The 15,064-nt window shown below is 51.3% G+C and carries 12 protein-coding genes; 6 read left to right on the top strand and 6 right to left on the bottom strand.

Annotation, left to right across the window (positions count from 1 at the left end; genetic code table 11):
• Positions 1-92: 92 nt before the first annotated feature.
• The 6 genes from ACP3TC_RS10360 (at position 93) to ACP3TC_RS10335 (ending at position 10,431) form a co-directional block, all read left to right on the top strand.
• A complete protein-coding gene (locus ACP3TC_RS10360) occupies positions 93-1,292 on the top strand; it encodes a benzoate/H(+) symporter BenE family transporter (protein WP_313851996.1) in 1,200 nt (399 codons plus the stop codon).
• A gap of 99 nt (positions 1,293-1,391) precedes the next feature.
• Positions 1,392-2,330 carry an omptin family outer membrane protease gene (locus ACP3TC_RS10355; RefSeq protein WP_313851997.1) on the top strand — a complete coding sequence of 313 codons (939 nt, stop codon included), beginning with the start codon at positions 1,392-1,394 and terminating at the stop codon, positions 2,328-2,330.
• A gap of 160 nt (positions 2,331-2,490) precedes the next feature.
• Positions 2,491-3,585, top strand: a complete 1,095-nt coding sequence (locus ACP3TC_RS10350) for an RHS repeat-associated core domain-containing protein (RefSeq protein WP_313851998.1) — start codon at positions 2,491-2,493, stop codon at positions 3,583-3,585.
• A gap of 242 nt (positions 3,586-3,827) precedes the next feature.
• Positions 3,828-5,087 carry an SrfA family protein gene (locus ACP3TC_RS10345; RefSeq protein ID WP_426818154.1) on the top strand — a complete coding sequence of 420 codons (1,260 nt, stop codon included), beginning with the start codon at positions 3,828-3,830 and terminating at the stop codon, positions 5,085-5,087.
• Positions 5,088-5,089: 2 nt separating this feature from the next.
• Positions 5,090-8,056, top strand: a complete 2,967-nt coding sequence (locus ACP3TC_RS10340) for a virulence factor SrfB (RefSeq protein WP_426818153.1) — start codon at positions 5,090-5,092, stop codon at positions 8,054-8,056.
• On the top strand, positions 8,053-10,431 hold the full coding sequence (locus tag ACP3TC_RS10335; protein ID WP_426818152.1) for a virulence factor SrfC family protein: 2,379 nt from the start codon (positions 8,053-8,055) through the stop codon (positions 10,429-10,431). Before ACP3TC_RS10340 ends, ACP3TC_RS10335 begins: the two co-directional genes overlap by 4 nt.
• A 36-nt stretch (positions 10,432-10,467) precedes the next feature.
• Here the strand turns inward: ACP3TC_RS10335 and ACP3TC_RS10330 are convergent, their stop codons facing one another.
• The 6 genes from ACP3TC_RS10330 to ACP3TC_RS10305 form a co-directional block, all read right to left on the bottom strand.
• Positions 10,468-11,403 carry an omptin family outer membrane protease gene (locus tag ACP3TC_RS10330; protein WP_426818151.1) on the bottom strand — a complete coding sequence of 312 codons (936 nt, stop codon included), beginning with the start codon at positions 11,401-11,403 and terminating at the stop codon, positions 10,468-10,470.
• A 229-nt stretch (positions 11,404-11,632) separates the two neighbouring features.
• Positions 11,633-11,902, bottom strand: a complete 270-nt coding sequence (locus ACP3TC_RS10325) for a barstar family protein (RefSeq protein WP_313852003.1) — start codon at positions 11,900-11,902, stop codon at positions 11,633-11,635.
• Between the two features lie 2 nt (positions 11,903-11,904).
• Entirely contained in the window at positions 11,905-12,369 is a 465-nt protein-coding gene (locus ACP3TC_RS10320; protein WP_426818150.1) for a ribonuclease domain-containing protein, read from the bottom strand.
• A gap of 262 nt (positions 12,370-12,631) precedes the next feature.
• On the bottom strand, positions 12,632-12,988 hold the full coding sequence (locus tag ACP3TC_RS10315; protein ID WP_313852005.1) for a helix-turn-helix domain-containing protein: 357 nt from the start codon (positions 12,986-12,988) through the stop codon (positions 12,632-12,634).
• A 432-nt stretch (positions 12,989-13,420) separates the two neighbouring features.
• Positions 13,421-14,023, bottom strand: a complete 603-nt coding sequence (locus ACP3TC_RS10310; RefSeq protein ID WP_426818149.1) for a helix-turn-helix transcriptional regulator — start codon at positions 14,021-14,023, stop codon at positions 13,421-13,423.
• 222 nt (positions 14,024-14,245) lie between these two features.
• On the bottom strand, positions 14,246-14,434 hold the full coding sequence (locus ACP3TC_RS10305) for a hypothetical protein (RefSeq protein ID WP_426818148.1): 189 nt from the start codon (positions 14,432-14,434) through the stop codon (positions 14,246-14,248).
• Positions 14,435-15,064 lie beyond the last annotated feature (630 nt).

The raw sequence follows: 15,064 nt of genomic DNA, 5'->3' as shown, positions 1-15,064 counted from the left end.
CCCTCCGAAAATCGGCCCTGATTATAGCCGCTTGTACGTTATAACGCACGATGCTATTGTTGTGCGCTATAACGCACAAGCAGGAATTGACTATGCCCGCCACACCGTCGAAATCACTCTTTATCCCCGCGATTATTGCCGGTTTTGTCGCGGTACTGGTGGGCTATACCAGCTCTGCCGCCATCATTTTTCAGGCGGCAGAAGCCGCAGGCGCTTCAGTACTGCAAATTGGCGGCTGGCTGACTACGCTGGGTCTGGCGATGGGCATCACTTCACTTGGCCTGTCACTTTACTATCGCATGCCGGTACTGACGGCCTGGTCGACGCCCGGCGCCGCGCTACTGATCACCAGCCTGCCCGGCGTGACGCTAAATGAAGCGACAGGCATCTTTATCTTTGCTTCCGGGCTGATGCTACTCTGCGGCGTCACCGGCCTGTTCGCCCGGCTGATGAACACCATTCCACTGGCAATTTCTTCCGCCATGCTGGCAGGCATTTTACTGCGTTTCGGCCTTGATGCTTTCTCCTCGCTACAGGTCAATTTCGTTCTTAGCGGCAGTATGTGCCTGATCTGGCTGCTGGGACGCCGCTTTATGCCACGCTACGCGATTATGCTGACGCTACTGGCGGGCCTGGCAGTGGCACTGATGCAGGGCAATATCAATTTCCCGCAGCAGTCGCTGCACTTTGCCTGGCCGGAATTTACTGCTCCACAGTTTACTTTATCGACATTACTGGGAATCGGCGTGCCCTATTTTATGGTGACGATGGCTTCACAAAATGCACCAGGTATCGCGACGATGAAAGCCGCAGGCTATGCAGCCCCGGTTTCACCGCTGATAAGCTGGACCTCGTTAACCTCGCTGTTACTGGCACCTTTTGGCGGCTTTTCGGTGTGTATTGCCGCAATTACCGCCGCGATTTGCATGGGTGACGATGTGCATCCCGATCCGAAACGCCGCTATCTTGCCTCGGCCGCCGCCGGTGGTTTCTATCTGTTAGCCGGGATCTTCGGCGCGGCCATCGGTATGCTGTTCAGCGCCCTGCCGGAGGCATTAATTCATACCATCGCCGGACTGGCGCTGCTCGGCACGCTTTCCGGCAGCTTGCAACAGGCATTAAGCGACAGTCAACAGCGCGACGCGGCGCTTATCACCTTCTTGATTACCGCTTCTGGCGTAACGCTGCTCGGCGTCGGCGCGGCATTCTGGGGGTTGATCGGTGGCGTGCTGGCCCATATTGTTTTATCGCGGCCAAAACGCGCCCGCAGAATCCAGGTGGCAAGACGATAGTTCAGGTCGTCAGGTAACCAGAATAAGATTTCCATCACTTTATAAAAATAAGCGTTAATGCAATCTGATATCGCTGATTAATAAATGTTGGAAACAACCATGAAGAAAAAGCTTATTGCCGCAGCCACGTTGCTGATAACCGGCAATGTTTATGCTGTCACATCATCGCCGTTTCAACTCAATACCCAAGCGGATAATATTTCGCTCTCAACCTCGCTCGGATGGCTGGGCGGTAAATCAGAGGAACGAGTTTATGATCCAGCCAGCGGCAAAAAACTCAGCCAGCTGGACTGGAAAATCAATAATGTCGCCATCCTGAAAGGCGATATTTCATGGGATGCTTTTTCGTGGCTGACGCTGAATGCCCGCGGCTGGACTTCGCTGGCATCAGGTAGCAGCACGCTGGATGACTGGGACTGGCTGAAAGAAGGCCAGTCCGATCCCAGTGAACATTCGCATCATTCCAATACCCGGCTTAACTACGCCAATGAGTTCGATGTTAACCTGAAGGGCTGGCTGTTGCAGGACGACGATTACCGGCTGGGTGCAGTCGTCGGTTATCAACAAACGCGTTTTAGCTGGACCGCCTTCGGCGGCTCATACCGCTATGATAACGGTAACGATGTCGGTGAATTGCCGCGTGGTGAGCGGGTTATTGGCTATCAACAGCGCTTCTCAATGCCCTATATCGGTCTGGCTGGACAATATCGCGTGAATAATTTGGAAGTTAATGGGCTGCTGAAATACAGTCCGTGGGTGCAGGCTAACGATAATGATGAGCACTATGCGCGTGACCTGACATTTCGTGAAAAATCGAATAACTCTACTTTTTACGGTGCTTCAATGGACGTCGGATATTACGTAACGCCTAATGCCAAAGTGTTTACAGAGGTGAGTTATAACCATTATTCCGAAGGTAAAGGCGGTTCCCAAATGATCGACCACAGTGATAATAGTTACGATGAACAAGGCGGCGATGCCGCAGGAATAGCCAATAAAAACTACTCGATCAGCGCTGGCCTGGCGTACCGGTTTTGATGCAAGAGATTTGTTAGCCCATCACTCTCGGGCGTTCGATTTAGTAGTGACTTATCATTTTGTGATGCCTTTATTAATATGATTTAATTGGTTTTTTTTCTGTTTTTATCCCGATCCCTATCCGCTATTAATAAATACTCTGATTAACAAGGGGGTATTTATGAACAGGAATATTGCAGGCTTTAACGGGCAGCGTCAGGATCCCGTCAGCGGAAACTCTCTGTTGGGCAATGGTTATCGTAGTTATAGTCCGCTGCTGATGCGCTTTACTGCACCCGACAGCTGGAGCCCATTCGGCATGGGCGGCGTTAATCCTTACGGCTATTGCGCGGGAGATCCTGTCAACCGCAGCGATCCATCCGGTCATTTTAGCTGGCAGGCAGCATTGGGCATTGGGATGGGCATTTTGGGCATTGTCGGAGCACTGTTTACCGGCGGAGGCTCATTAATAGCCGCCGGGAGTTTAGAGGCTGCCCTGGTCAGCACTTCCGCCACGACTCTGCTGACTGGCACCGCGAATCTGGTGGCAGATGTCAGCGGTATCGTCAGTATCACCAGCGCAGGCACCAATCCGCGCGCTGCTGCGGCGCTGGGGTGGCTCTCCTTTGCCAGCGGATTGTTAACTCTTGGCGCAGGCTTGCTGGCGGGCGGGCCCCGCCTGTTATCCAGCGGTGCCGCTGACAGCGCGATGGTTTCTGAAACGCGCCATTTCGAGTTTACCTATTCAGAATCAGCCGAGAGGCTACTGGGCGCTGATAATGCAGGCAGCAGCAAACGACAATCCTGGGAACAGGCGCGTGCCTGGATTGATGATAAAAATAACTTTTTGCATTTCGAACAGAATTACTCGATGGGATCGCGAGACCTACTTAACAGAGGTAATACGTTCAGTAATACCTTTGAAAGAACTAAATGGACGTTTCATCATAACTACAGAGAAATAAGAGACGTGCCCTATTATGCCAGCGATGTCACTCGATATCAGTATGAAACCATATCCAGAAAAAATAACTTTTTCGGTGAGCTACCGGAAGTGATTGAAAGAAATACCATGACTAATGAGACCACATTACAAATGACCGAGGGCAAATCAGGCCAGGAATTGTTTGACGCTTTTTTCAGAACACCAAATGGTAAATCAACACGGCGTATTATGGATGATTTCGGCTTAACCGCTTACGCAGTTGAACGCCGTGTAAGAGCCGAGGATGATGATTCCGTCGATTTTATCGTCCGACTCAATCGGCTGAGTTAATGATGGAAAAATACCCACTTAGTCAGTCAACATAAAACTCAAAAATTCACTTCAAAAACCTGGCGCGGCTGCCCCGCAGCCGTGCTGGCCCATGGTGGAGTAAATCGCCCGATGCCGCAGACAGTTGCCACTTTTAGTGCTTATTCCGGCGTTTGATCGGGCACTGACAGAATTAAAGTAATCACATTCCGGATAACACTTTATTTTCTGCCTCAGGCAGCGTCACAAAAGGGCCGTGGTACGTGGCAAAATCATTTTTACGCAGCGGAAATCTGGATGCGTTACTTGCGCTTGGGGAAAATGGCCAGCCGGTTTACGCTTCTGCACTTCAGCTGCGCGAAACATTACGTCTGAAAAAACAGTCAGATATCGCCAGTTGCCTGGCAATTCCGCAGCCTGATGAACGGGGCGAGCGCATTGACTGGTACGCGCCATTCTGTGGCAAAGTAAAGTCGTGGGTTGCCGCCAGCGACAGCGAGCGAGCGGCCGCCATTCAGCTACTGGACAGCTATCAGACAGCCGTTGATGAGATCGGTCAACAAGCGCAACGTTCGCAGAATCCGGCGATGCGGCTGTTTGGTATTCTGTTGAGCAAAGCTTTTCAGTTTCCCGACCAGAACACCATCTATCTGGTGGATGGTAAGCCGGTGATCACCTTCTGGGGCTTTGTCGATGTCGATAAAAAGCCGCGTGCCGATGCGCTTGATTGCCTGCGTGCCACGCTACAACTCACTCCACCTCCACGACTGCCGGTTAATGCTCCCCCACTATCCGCTGTTTCGCTGCCCGCAGCAGAACCTGAACCGCTGATTGTTACACCGCCGCTTAAGCCGCGTCGGCTGTGGCGGCTTGCTGGCTGGTTATTGCTGCCGCTGATCATTGCGGCTGCGCTGGTCGGCTTATATTTTAGCGCCTTTCAGATCGTTCAAGAGCCGGTAATCAAAACGGCTAAACCCGCTGCTGAGCCGCCAGTCACACCGGTAACTGCACCAGTAGCGGTGACCGCTGCGTCAGCAGAGCCGGCCAGGCTGCCTGAAGCGCCGAAAATAACGAAACCCGCGCAGCCGCAGAGTGAGAAGCCACGTGATGCCGTGGCTGAAACGCCTGCACGACTGGCGACGGCTGACGATCTGGTGATGCCTGCCGATGCGGTAAAACTTGGCTCCACTGACTTTTTGAACGGCAGCTGGCGCGTGACGCTGGAAGCGAACAATTTACCAACCGGTAAGCCACCGAGTTTGAAGTATCAGCTTAGAAAGGGTATTGGCAGCGCTCGCCTTATTCAGGGAGACGGCATCCGCTGCAAAGCCGATATCTCAGCTGGCTTAATGAGCTCGGGCAATCTGGTGATTAACAGCCGCTATACCGCCCGTTGCAGCGATGGTAGCCGCTATAAAATGCCGGAAATTGTCTGTAAAGCGGCCAGCGGTGCCGCTAGCTGCGAAGCACGCTATGGCACCGAAACGGTGTTCCCGATGACGATGAAACGCGAGACGAAGTGACCATGCTGGCAACCCTTATCGATTTTAAGCAAAAAGTGACGCTGATTCAGGATAGTGGTATCCAGTTTCTCGATTTCGCCATCAGGGCACAGCCGGATGCGGTAAAGGCAGGAAAATTTGTCCGCAAGACTGCTAACGGTCCACTGATGTGGCTGGATCATGACAGCAATAACGGAAAATATCAGCTGCGTATGGCGGCAGGTGCTGCGCCGGAAGTGGTGAAACCGGAGTTCAGCTTTACGCTGGACCAGTCACTGATGCTGCTGGAAGATATCTGGCTACCGCTGCCGGTGCTGCGCTATACGCCGCCGCGCAATTTTCTCGGCGGCCCGGAAAACTGGGCGCGAGTGCGGATCAGTAAACTGGACTCGCCAGACCAGCAAGGCCATACCCATCGCGCCTCTCTGGCGTTTGACACCGGCACCACGGCGGCAGACGACGGCGCGCTGGCGCTGTGTAAAAGCGATGCTCAGAACGGCGTCAGCTTCGCTCTTGCCTGGCACAATGATGAGCTGGGTGAGTTCCTTGATCTTACCTGGATCGACGGCTGGTTACGCGAAGTGTTTACTCAACAAGCCGCGCAGCGTGAACATCGTCATGCGGTTAATGTAAAAATCGGCCTGAAGGAGTTTGAGTATCAGGCGCACTACCTTAACCTGCTGAATCTGCTCGGTAGCCAGCTGCAACTGAACGAGATTAAAATTCACACCGCCACGTTACAGCAGCCGGTGGTTAACGTGGATTTGATCCTTGATGTCGGTAATTCTCACACCTGCGGCATTTTGGTCGAGGATCATGCTGATGAGAGCAACGGTCTGAAACAAACCTATGAGTTGCAGCTGCGCGATCTGGCCAGGCCACAGCAAGTCTATAACGAGATGTTTGTCAGTCGGATTGAATTTGCTCAGGCCAACTTCGGTAAAGCCAATTTCTCGCTGGAAAGCGGGCGTGAAAATGCCTTTGTCTGGCCTTCTCTGACGCGCGTTGGCCGCGAAGCCGATCGACTGGCGTTGCAGCGCCTCGGCACCGAGGGCACCAGCGGCATCTCCAGCCCACGCCGCTACTTGTGGGATGAAGAGAGCTGGTTGCCGGGCTGGCGTTTTAACCAACCCGCTAGCGAAGCGCCGGCTATAGCCAATCCACTCATGACTCTGCTCAATGATAACGGCCAACCGCTGTATACCCTGCCAGCCGATGAGCGCCTGCCGGTATTTTCAGCGCACTACAGCCGCAGCTCGCTGATGACATTTATGCTGAGCGAACTGCTGGCACAGGCGCTGATGCAGATTAACAGCGCCGCACAGCGCATGAAAATGCCGCACAGCACCGCCCCGCGTCAGCTGCGTAATATTATCCTGACGCTCCCTTCCGCAATGCCAAAACCGGAGCGGGAGATATTTCGCCGCCGCATGGTTGAAGCAATTGCACTGGTGTGGAAAGCGATGGCCTGGCATCCGGCCGATGAACCCTTCTCCACTCAGCACGATAAAGCCAGCAGTCTGAAGCCGGTGCCGGAAGTACAGATGGAGTGGGATGAGGCGACCTGCGGTCAGATGGTTTATCTGTTCAATGAAACCCAGGTTAATTTTGCCGGACGCGCTGAAGATTTCTTTGCCAGTATGGCGCGGCCCGACCGCCCGCTGGCGGCTGACGAGCAGCCGGGTAAAACCCTGCGTATTGCCTCTATCGATATTGGCGGCGGCACCACAGATTTGGCGATTACACATTACGCGCTGGATGACGGTAGCGGCAACAATGTGAAAATTAATCCACGCCTGCTGTTCCGCGAAGGTTTCAAAGTGGCGGGTGATGATATTCTGCTGGATGTCATTCAGCTGTATGTGCTGCCGGCGCTGCAGCAGGCGCTGAAAAGCGCCGGTCTGCTTAATACTGAAGTGCTGATGGCCAGACTGTTCGCTCATGATGGCCGCACCGATGCACATTCCACGCTGCGTCAGCAGCTGACCTTGCAGATTTTTATGCCGTTAGCCCGCACCATTCTGGAAAATTACGAGCATTTTGACCCGCTCGACAGTAGCGCAGAAATCGATGCCACCTTTGCTGAAATGCTGGATCAGCCGCCGACCAGCAGGGTACTGGAGTATATCAATGGCGAACTGCAACGCGCGTTGGGCGGCGAGCCACTGTTCGATATCTTGCAGGTTCCGCTGATCGTTCAGCTGAATAAACTGCACGGTGAATTCTTATCCCATCGTTTGTCGATAGTGCAGACGCTGCGTTCAATGGCTGAAGTGGTATCACTCTACAGTTGCGACGTACTGCTGCTGACTGGCCGCCCGTCGCGCTTCCCAGGAATACAGGCGCTGTTTCGCCATCTGCAACCGTTACCCGGCAGCCGGATTTTATCGCTGGAAGGTTATCACACCAGCGACTGGTATCCGTTTAACAAGCTCGGTCGTATTGATAATCCGAAATCAACTGCCGCGGTCGGCGCGATGCTGTGCCTGCTGGCTCTGGATCTCAGGCTGTCCAGCTTCTGGTTCCGCGCTGGAGATTTTCAGCCCTACTCCACCATTCGCTATCTGGGTATGCTGGACGCCGATAACATGCTGAGTAACCGCAATATTTATTACAGCGATATCGATCTTGACCGGCCAGGCTTTAGCCTCGACAACCTCACCAGCTTCCGTATCCGCGGCGGCTTATGCCTGGGCTTCCGCCAGCTGGATAGCCCTCGCTGGCCTGCCGCGCCACTCTACAGCCTGTCGATTACCGATCCCACTCTGGCACGTAAAGTAGCCGGTGACAGCGAGTTGCGTATCAGACTGCGGGTCGTTACCGGTGAAGATCCCCATAGCCCGGAGCGTTTTGAGATTGCTGACGCCCGCCTGGCTGACGGCAGCCGGATACCGCTGGAGCATTTACGCCTCAGTCTGAATACCTTATCAGCCAGCGGCAACAGCGCGGCACAATACTGGATCGACAGTGGGAGCGTGTTTAAAAAATGAAACTTATCACGCCAGAACAGCAGTCAGATCGGCTGATGGCCGTCAGCGAAGGCCTCAGCAACGCGCTGACGTGGCTGGATAACAGCCGCAGCAGCGCAATGCGCCTGGATATCGAAGCGACAAATCTGAAAACAAAATTACGCCGCTGCCGTCGGCAGGCCGATCGGCTGCACGCCACGGTCGCTGAGCGTACTACCCTTGCTTTTTACGGTCAGTCACAGGCAGGGAAAGCCTGGCTTATTTCATCACTGGTCGGTGATTCGCAACAGCGGCTGGTCAGCGGGATGGCGGGCAAAACGCTCGACTATTTCAGCCATATTAATCCTGGCAATCAGGATTGCGGGATTGTGATCCGCTTCAAACCTCAGACCAGAAGCGAAAATTCGCAGTGGCCCTGTGAACTGACGCTGTTCAGTGAAGCCGATATCACCTGCATGGTGCTGCGCTGCGGATTAGCGCAGCCTGATACCCCGCCTGATGAAGCACAGATGATGATGCAGTTGAGCAATTTGCAACGCCACCGTCAGCCGCAAGCGAGTGCGGGCATCACCAGCGATCAAATGGTATCGATTTACGATTTTATGCTGCGTCATGATGCTTTACGCCAGAAGCCATTGAGCAACGATTTCTGGCCAGCCGCCATTGAGTTAGCGCCCTGGCTGACCGTCGACGATCGTGCCCAACTTTTTGCGCTGCTGTGGAACGGAGATCGTGTTCTTACCGACCTGTGGCGACAGCTGGCCCACCGTCTGCAAAGCCTGGGCGGCTGCCGTAACGTACTGGCACCGCTCAGCCTGCTTACCGACGAAATGCAGTTACCGACAGAGGCGTTACTCAATCCGGCCAGCGCCGCCGCGTTAAATATGGCCGATGACAGCAATGTGCAGATCGTGCCCTGCCCGCATGGTCGCGCAGCAACCGCGCAGAATATCTCGCTGGCGGAGCTGGTGCTGCTCACCGCAGAGCTACATATACCGCTGAGATTATCGCCGCGTGCAGCGCTGTCGGCAGCGGTTGATGTGCTGGATATTCCAGCGGAATATGAGCCGCAGGATGGAGCAATCCATCAGGATGCGCGACAGAAAAATGCACGGCTGGCCGATCTGATACAGGCGAAACGCGGTTACCTGTTGGAATATTACAGCGATCGTCAGGCGGTTAATCTGCTGGTAGTCTGCGGTGCCGCCAGCAGCCGTAATCAGGTTAAAACCGTCAGCAAAGCGCTGGAACACTGGGTTCGAACTACACAGGGTGAAAATACTCAACAGCGTAGCCCGCACCGACCAGGGCTGATCTGGGCGATCACCCGCTGGGATCGTCGTCATTTTCAGCACAATCATGATGAAGCAGTGCAAAGACGCATCGGCCATGCAGGTGATATGTGGGGTTCGATGCTGGTGCCTGATGACGCCGGCATGCAGCGCATGGCAAGCTGGCTGGAAACGGCCCTTCATTCTGAGGTGAAGACCTCGCGGCTCAGCCAACAGCTGGCAGAACTCCAACATGAAGTGGCGGATAATCTGTTGGCAAGCTGGCAATACCGCGACAACGAGAATCAGCAGCCAGAGAAAAAACAGCACATCGCGGAAACGCTGTTAAAAGTGCTGCAAAGCCGAACCGGTCTGCACGGTGAACTGCTTGAACGACTGCAACCCTGCCGCGATGAGCTGCGTCGCCTGTGGCTGCGCCTGCCACAGGCGCAGGCTGACGCGCACGCCGCCAGTACCTTGAGCCACTTTAGCATTGGTATTACCTTTGATCTGTTCAGTGAACAGTCGGATGCGGCACCACAGCTGTCGTTTACTGAAGCGGATCGGGATGACCAATTTGCGCAAAACGTGCTGCGCTATTGGGTTAATCATCTGCGTAATCTGCCAGAAAACGCGTCGCTGCTGGCGCTGCTGAATATGGATAAAGCCACCCTACAACTGCTGGTTGAAGAGCTGATTATTGCCAGCTTTCGCCTGCGGGTTGGCGAATTATTACGCCAGGCTTTAACTGAGAGCGAAACGATAGCTGGCGAGCATAACGCGAAAGCCGATCGCCAGGTGTTACGGGCGATGACGATATTAGGTGATTTTGTCGCCTGGCTCGGCTTCCTGCAACAGAGTGAAGCGCAGCGCCCACAGAGCCGGATTAATCGCGGTGAGAAGATCTTTGCTCAGCCGACGATGCCAGCGGTGAGCTTTGGTGAGACGTTGCGCCTGACACGCCTTTCGGCAGCCCCTGCCAATAGCACAGCGGTTTATATTTATGACTGGCTGGTCGGGCTGAGTGCCCTGATTGTGCAAAACAGCGATGACTGCGCGGCGAGTAAATTAAAACCGGCACAGCGGCAGCAATTGCTGGAAATTGTGCAGTTAATTAACGGCTGAGTTGCAGCCGGGGCGAAAAATCGCCCCGGCCTGTTATCAGAAGGTATATTTTACGCCAACCAGCGCGGTGTAATAGGTATTAGCAAGCCCGGCAACATCACCTTTCATCTGATGAGTTTGCCCAGTGCTACGATCAATAATCTCGGTGCCGCCTTTTCCCTCTTGATAACGATTATAACTCAGCTCAGTATAGAGTTTAATATTCGGCAGGAGATAATATCCGGCATCGACCAGCAGTGAATAATAACCCGATCGCTTACTGCTATCGCGAAAGGTTAGCTTGCGTAAATAGTGTTCGTCATTATCACTGGATTTCACCCAATTGCTGTATTTCAACAGCGTAGTAAGCTCGACATTACTGGCGCGGTATTGTCCGGCCAGACCAATATAGGGCGTGGTAAATTTCTGCTGATAACCGATTACAGGCCGGTTCTGTGGAAAGCTGCCGCTAACCAGACCATTGTAGTAACGATATTTACCCCCTGACGAAGTCCAGCTGAAGCGGGATTGCTGATAACCGATAATCGGCCCAAGACGATAACTTTCGCCTTTTAACAGCCAGCTTTTCAAATTCAAATCAAACTCATTGGCATAATTCAGTGAGGTATTGGGGTGCCATGAGTAGTGCGTGGGATCAGACTGCCGGCTGTCCATCCAGTCGCGATCCACCATATGTCCTTTGCCGGAGGTCAGCGTCGTCCAGCCGCCTGCGTTTGCGGTCAGCCACGGCAAAGCATCCCAGCTGATATCCGCTTTGATGATGGCGGCATTGTGAATTTTCCAGTCCAGCTGGCTGACTTTGTCACCTCCGCTGCTGGCATAGACTGACTCTTGCGCACGACCACCCAGCCATCCCAGCGAGCTTGCCACGGATACCGAGTCAGCACGCGTATTTATCTTCCAGTTATTATCTTCGGCGCAGGCATTTCCTGCCAGCAGTAACCCTGATACTGCTATGCCCTTTACTGTCATTATTATATCCTTATTGCCTTTATCATTAATCCATTAGTTAAAATATCAGCCACTTTTAATTATCACTAAAATAATAAGCAGTGAAATGTTAAGGTGCGATTTATAAACCGCCATCACCATTCAGATAGTAGAGAGCGGAAATTAAATAGATTAATAACAAAATGTAAAAGGCATAAACCTATTACACCTAATGATAACAGGGATATAAAGGGCGTCGACTTGTGGGAAATTAATTCAGCGTCAACTGCAGTGATCCGTCAAGCTCTTCCACGGCCTCTTCCAGCGTGGCAATAATCGCTGCGAATTGTGCGCTGTGAGTATGTTGATGCAGATGCAGAAGCCGAATCTCCAGCGGCAAGGCCAACTCGCCGGTCAGTACATCCCACAGCGCATCAAGATTGGCACCAAACTCCTCGCCCAGTTGGCACTTCGCTGCAAACTGGCGATAGAACTCATTACGATCGGCGATATAACGAAAATCAAAGCTGATTGTCGGCATGGTTAATTGACCTTATTAAAGCTGCGATAGTGATCTTTGGTCAAAAAAATCAGCCCATCGCTGGAATACAGCAGGCGATCGGCATTACGGTGCCCGCAGCGATAATTGACATCCGCTTCAAACCATTTTCTTCCCTGCTGCTGCGGTAAACGCCCTTCACGGTTGGCGAAACGATCGCCGCCAATCGCTCTGCCCGGCAGCGTATTGCACAGGTTGCCTTCACGCGCATCCCAGCCCTGACGGCGCGCCTGACTTTTAGTGATGTAGTAGTCCGGCAGACGCTGATGCTGTTGCAGATATCCCACGACCCGGCGCTCGGCCGTTAATTCACTAATATTATCGTGCGCCACGCCATTGTGCTGCACGGATGACGAGTGCGTTACCGAGGTCTGCTGCTTGCCGGGCTGTAATCCCGCCACGGCAGCAACCATCGCCACCACTAACGCGATCCACAATTTTTTACTCATGCCAGATCCTGAAAGATGTGATTACGGTGGATTATAACCGTTAAGGCTCTGACAATCATAATGCTTTGCGGGAGACCGCCACGCGGAATGACCGGCTGATAAAAGCAGTCGGTAGCATGAATTTGCAGTTAGCAGCAGGATGATAAGCGAAAACCAGAAGACGGAGGGTTAACCGGTTTGGGCAAAAATAGCCCGCAAGAATCTATCGAAGATTGAGTTTAAAACCCTATCGCGGGCCGGATGAGCCGGCCCTGGCGTTGGCTTAACGATGCATGCACTCGGCTTGTTGTGCATGGCTGGAGGTTCTGCGCCACGCCCCCGGTGCCTGACCAAACTGGCGTTTAAAGCTACGGTTAAACGACTGCTGAGAGTCAAAACCGAGTGAAATGGCGACGTTGAGGATTGGCTCGTTGCTGTTAGTCAAACGGTCGGCAGACTTTTTCAGTTTCTCGGCGCGGATATACTCGCCCAGCGGTAAGCCGGTATGCTCCTTGAACATGCGCTGCAAGTGCCATTTAGAATAGCCCGCGCGCTCAGAAACGGTGTCAAGATCCAGTCGCCCTTCAATATGATTATCGATCCAGTTAAGCAGATCGTGGATGAATGCCTCACTTCTCATCTTGCCTCTCTCCCGTCGCGATGACGAATAGTAATAATATCAGTTACACTTAATGCTGAGTGATCCTGCGTTTAAATGCAAGTTTTATTATTACATTTAAATCCCTGCTGCCAATAAGGACTTTCTCACCCATCTACAGGTTCTCAGAACGCCTCGCCGCGGCGGGTTTTGATTCATTACTCAGTTCACTGATCTCTTTACGGTGCGCCAGACCGTGGCTATCAGGAGGTCAATTCAGACATTCGGTGCTTCACCAGCGCTCAACAGGATGATTTAATGTATGCCACAACAATTTCGGCTTATCTCTGCCAGAATATTTTGACTTCTTCAGTTGAAAGCAGCGGCTGACGCTCTAAAGCGTCACCTTAATTACGTTATTTATCACCTTCCAGCGCGGTAGCTAAGGTCAGGTAATTTCAATTATCATTCCGTTTAGTTATTTGAATAAAGTAGCCAATGGTAAAACTCCAGATTTTTCTGCATATCCAGCTTTTGCATAATTGAGCGCTTGTAAGTGCTAATTGTTTTAGGATTTAATGCCATCTGGCAGGCGATTTCTTTCAGCTGCGTATTCACCCGCATATGATCGACTAATACCTTTTCTTGTGGCGTCAGTATACTGATATTGGCAGATTTTTTATCAATAATAGTCAGTATTGTCCTGCTGCCGTTACCGGTGACCGATCCTAAAATTTTACTGATAATGGCGGAAAACTCACTTAACGTTTGCTTTCGGTGCATATGAATTAAATTATGTTTTCTCAAAGAAAACGGAATACTACTCTGTCTGGCATTACAACCATCATGAACCATCAGTACCCTGCTGCGCGCTGCCAATCGATGACTATAACATCTGGCGGTACTGAGCGAGACACGATCCAGTCCGACCATCAGAACATCAAGCTGCTTTATCTTTCTTCCGGACAACTTGATGATAACATCGGGATATTGACTCTCAATAAATGTCAGCACCCCGTCCAGGAAAAATCGATTGTTGTCTATTATCATCATGGTTAATCGATTAGTGTGATTCATATCTTACCCCCGAAACTTTCAAATAAATTTATTATTGACTCATAACCTGTAACACCGTTCTCTTAAAAAAACCGGTTGCAACATTTATTTATAGGAATTTAATTAAAAAAGTCATTGCCACTAACGTCGAGATTATTCAACATCGAAGATATCCTTGTATAGATATCTGCGTGGAATTCCTGCCGAAACGGGCTACTACTGGCAAATTATGTCAGCTAATCTCTAAACGATGCCAAAATCAACATTGATATCCAGATAATTAATATCATCACGGGTTACTGCGGTGTGATATGAAACAAATGGCTGACTATGTCTTATATCACCAGACTTGAAAGCCAATGTTTTTCCCGGTGAGAATATCACAAAAAAAGTGATCACCATTAACAGTGATAATAAAGAACGATTATTCATTTCTCACACCTGTTCAATTTCGTCGCCCATCAGGATGGCCTGCAATACTCAAAGGGTGATCTATGCATCATCCGCCAGCCTACTAACATCCATGATTGACTGATTATTATTTTTAGCGTTGCTCAGCGTGCCGGTGGAAATGATATTGCCGCTGTTACCAAACATCATCAACATTGATCGATTAACAGCACCCTGCCAGTTCCAAACACGCCTTCCTTACCTGCCGCGTCATACCGGCACCTGAAGCCCGGCAGGTAGTGCTAACGCGAGAATTAACATTCTCATCACAACTACCCATTATTCTGAAAGTTTAGAACCGTCACTATAAATCATAATTAAATATCTGAACATATGTGTCGATATGTGAATTATCTTAGTGAAATGTCTTAAAAGTTTTCAGACAAGTAGCTGTTTAAATTCTATTCATCATGATAAATAAGTCACTGTCCATTATTGTGCCTAATTTAACACAGAAAAAAAACTGTACAACCCATTGAGAATTAATAATAATTTCATAGATATCTTGCGATCAAAGGCCCTCTTTAGCGTAAGATTGACCGCTTGGTGTAATTTTTTCAAATACACAACTTTAGTAAATTTTCCATCTTAAATTTGATTTTAAATTCAATA

It is taken from the genome of Winslowiella sp. 2C04 (assembly GCF_050037805.1).
Lineage (GTDB): Bacteria > Pseudomonadota > Gammaproteobacteria > Enterobacterales > Enterobacteriaceae > Erwinia > Erwinia toletana_A.
Note: the sequence above shows the minus strand (reverse complement) of the source record. Positions and strands in the feature narration are given on the sequence as shown.

Coding starts and splice junctions, on each gene's coding strand:
- ACP3TC_RS10325 (WP_313852003.1), bottom strand. CDS start 11,902: ATGCCGACAATCAGCTTTGATTTTCGTTATATCGCCGATCGTAATGAG.
- ACP3TC_RS10360 (WP_313851996.1), top strand. CDS start 93: ATGCCCGCCACACCGTCGAAATCACTCTTTATCCCCGCGATTATTGCC.
- ACP3TC_RS10330 (WP_426818151.1), bottom strand. CDS start 11,403: ATGACAGTAAAGGGCATAGCAGTATCAGGGTTACTGCTGGCAGGAAAT.
- ACP3TC_RS10305 (WP_426818148.1), bottom strand. CDS start 14,434: ATGAATAATCGTTCTTTATTATCACTGTTAATGGTGATCACTTTTTTT.
- ACP3TC_RS10310 (WP_426818149.1), bottom strand. CDS start 14,023: ATGAATCACACTAATCGATTAACCATGATGATAATAGACAACAATCGA.
- ACP3TC_RS10350 (WP_313851998.1), top strand. CDS start 2,491: ATGAACAGGAATATTGCAGGCTTTAACGGGCAGCGTCAGGATCCCGTC.
- ACP3TC_RS10355 (WP_313851997.1), top strand. CDS start 1,392: ATGAAGAAAAAGCTTATTGCCGCAGCCACGTTGCTGATAACCGGCAAT.
- ACP3TC_RS10335 (WP_426818152.1), top strand. CDS start 8,053: ATGAAACTTATCACGCCAGAACAGCAGTCAGATCGGCTGATGGCCGTC.
- ACP3TC_RS10320 (WP_426818150.1), bottom strand. CDS start 12,369: ATGAGTAAAAAATTGTGGATCGCGTTAGTGGTGGCGATGGTTGCTGCC.
- ACP3TC_RS10340 (WP_426818153.1), top strand. CDS start 5,090: ATGCTGGCAACCCTTATCGATTTTAAGCAAAAAGTGACGCTGATTCAG.
- ACP3TC_RS10315 (WP_313852005.1), bottom strand. CDS start 12,988: ATGAGAAGTGAGGCATTCATCCACGATCTGCTTAACTGGATCGATAAT.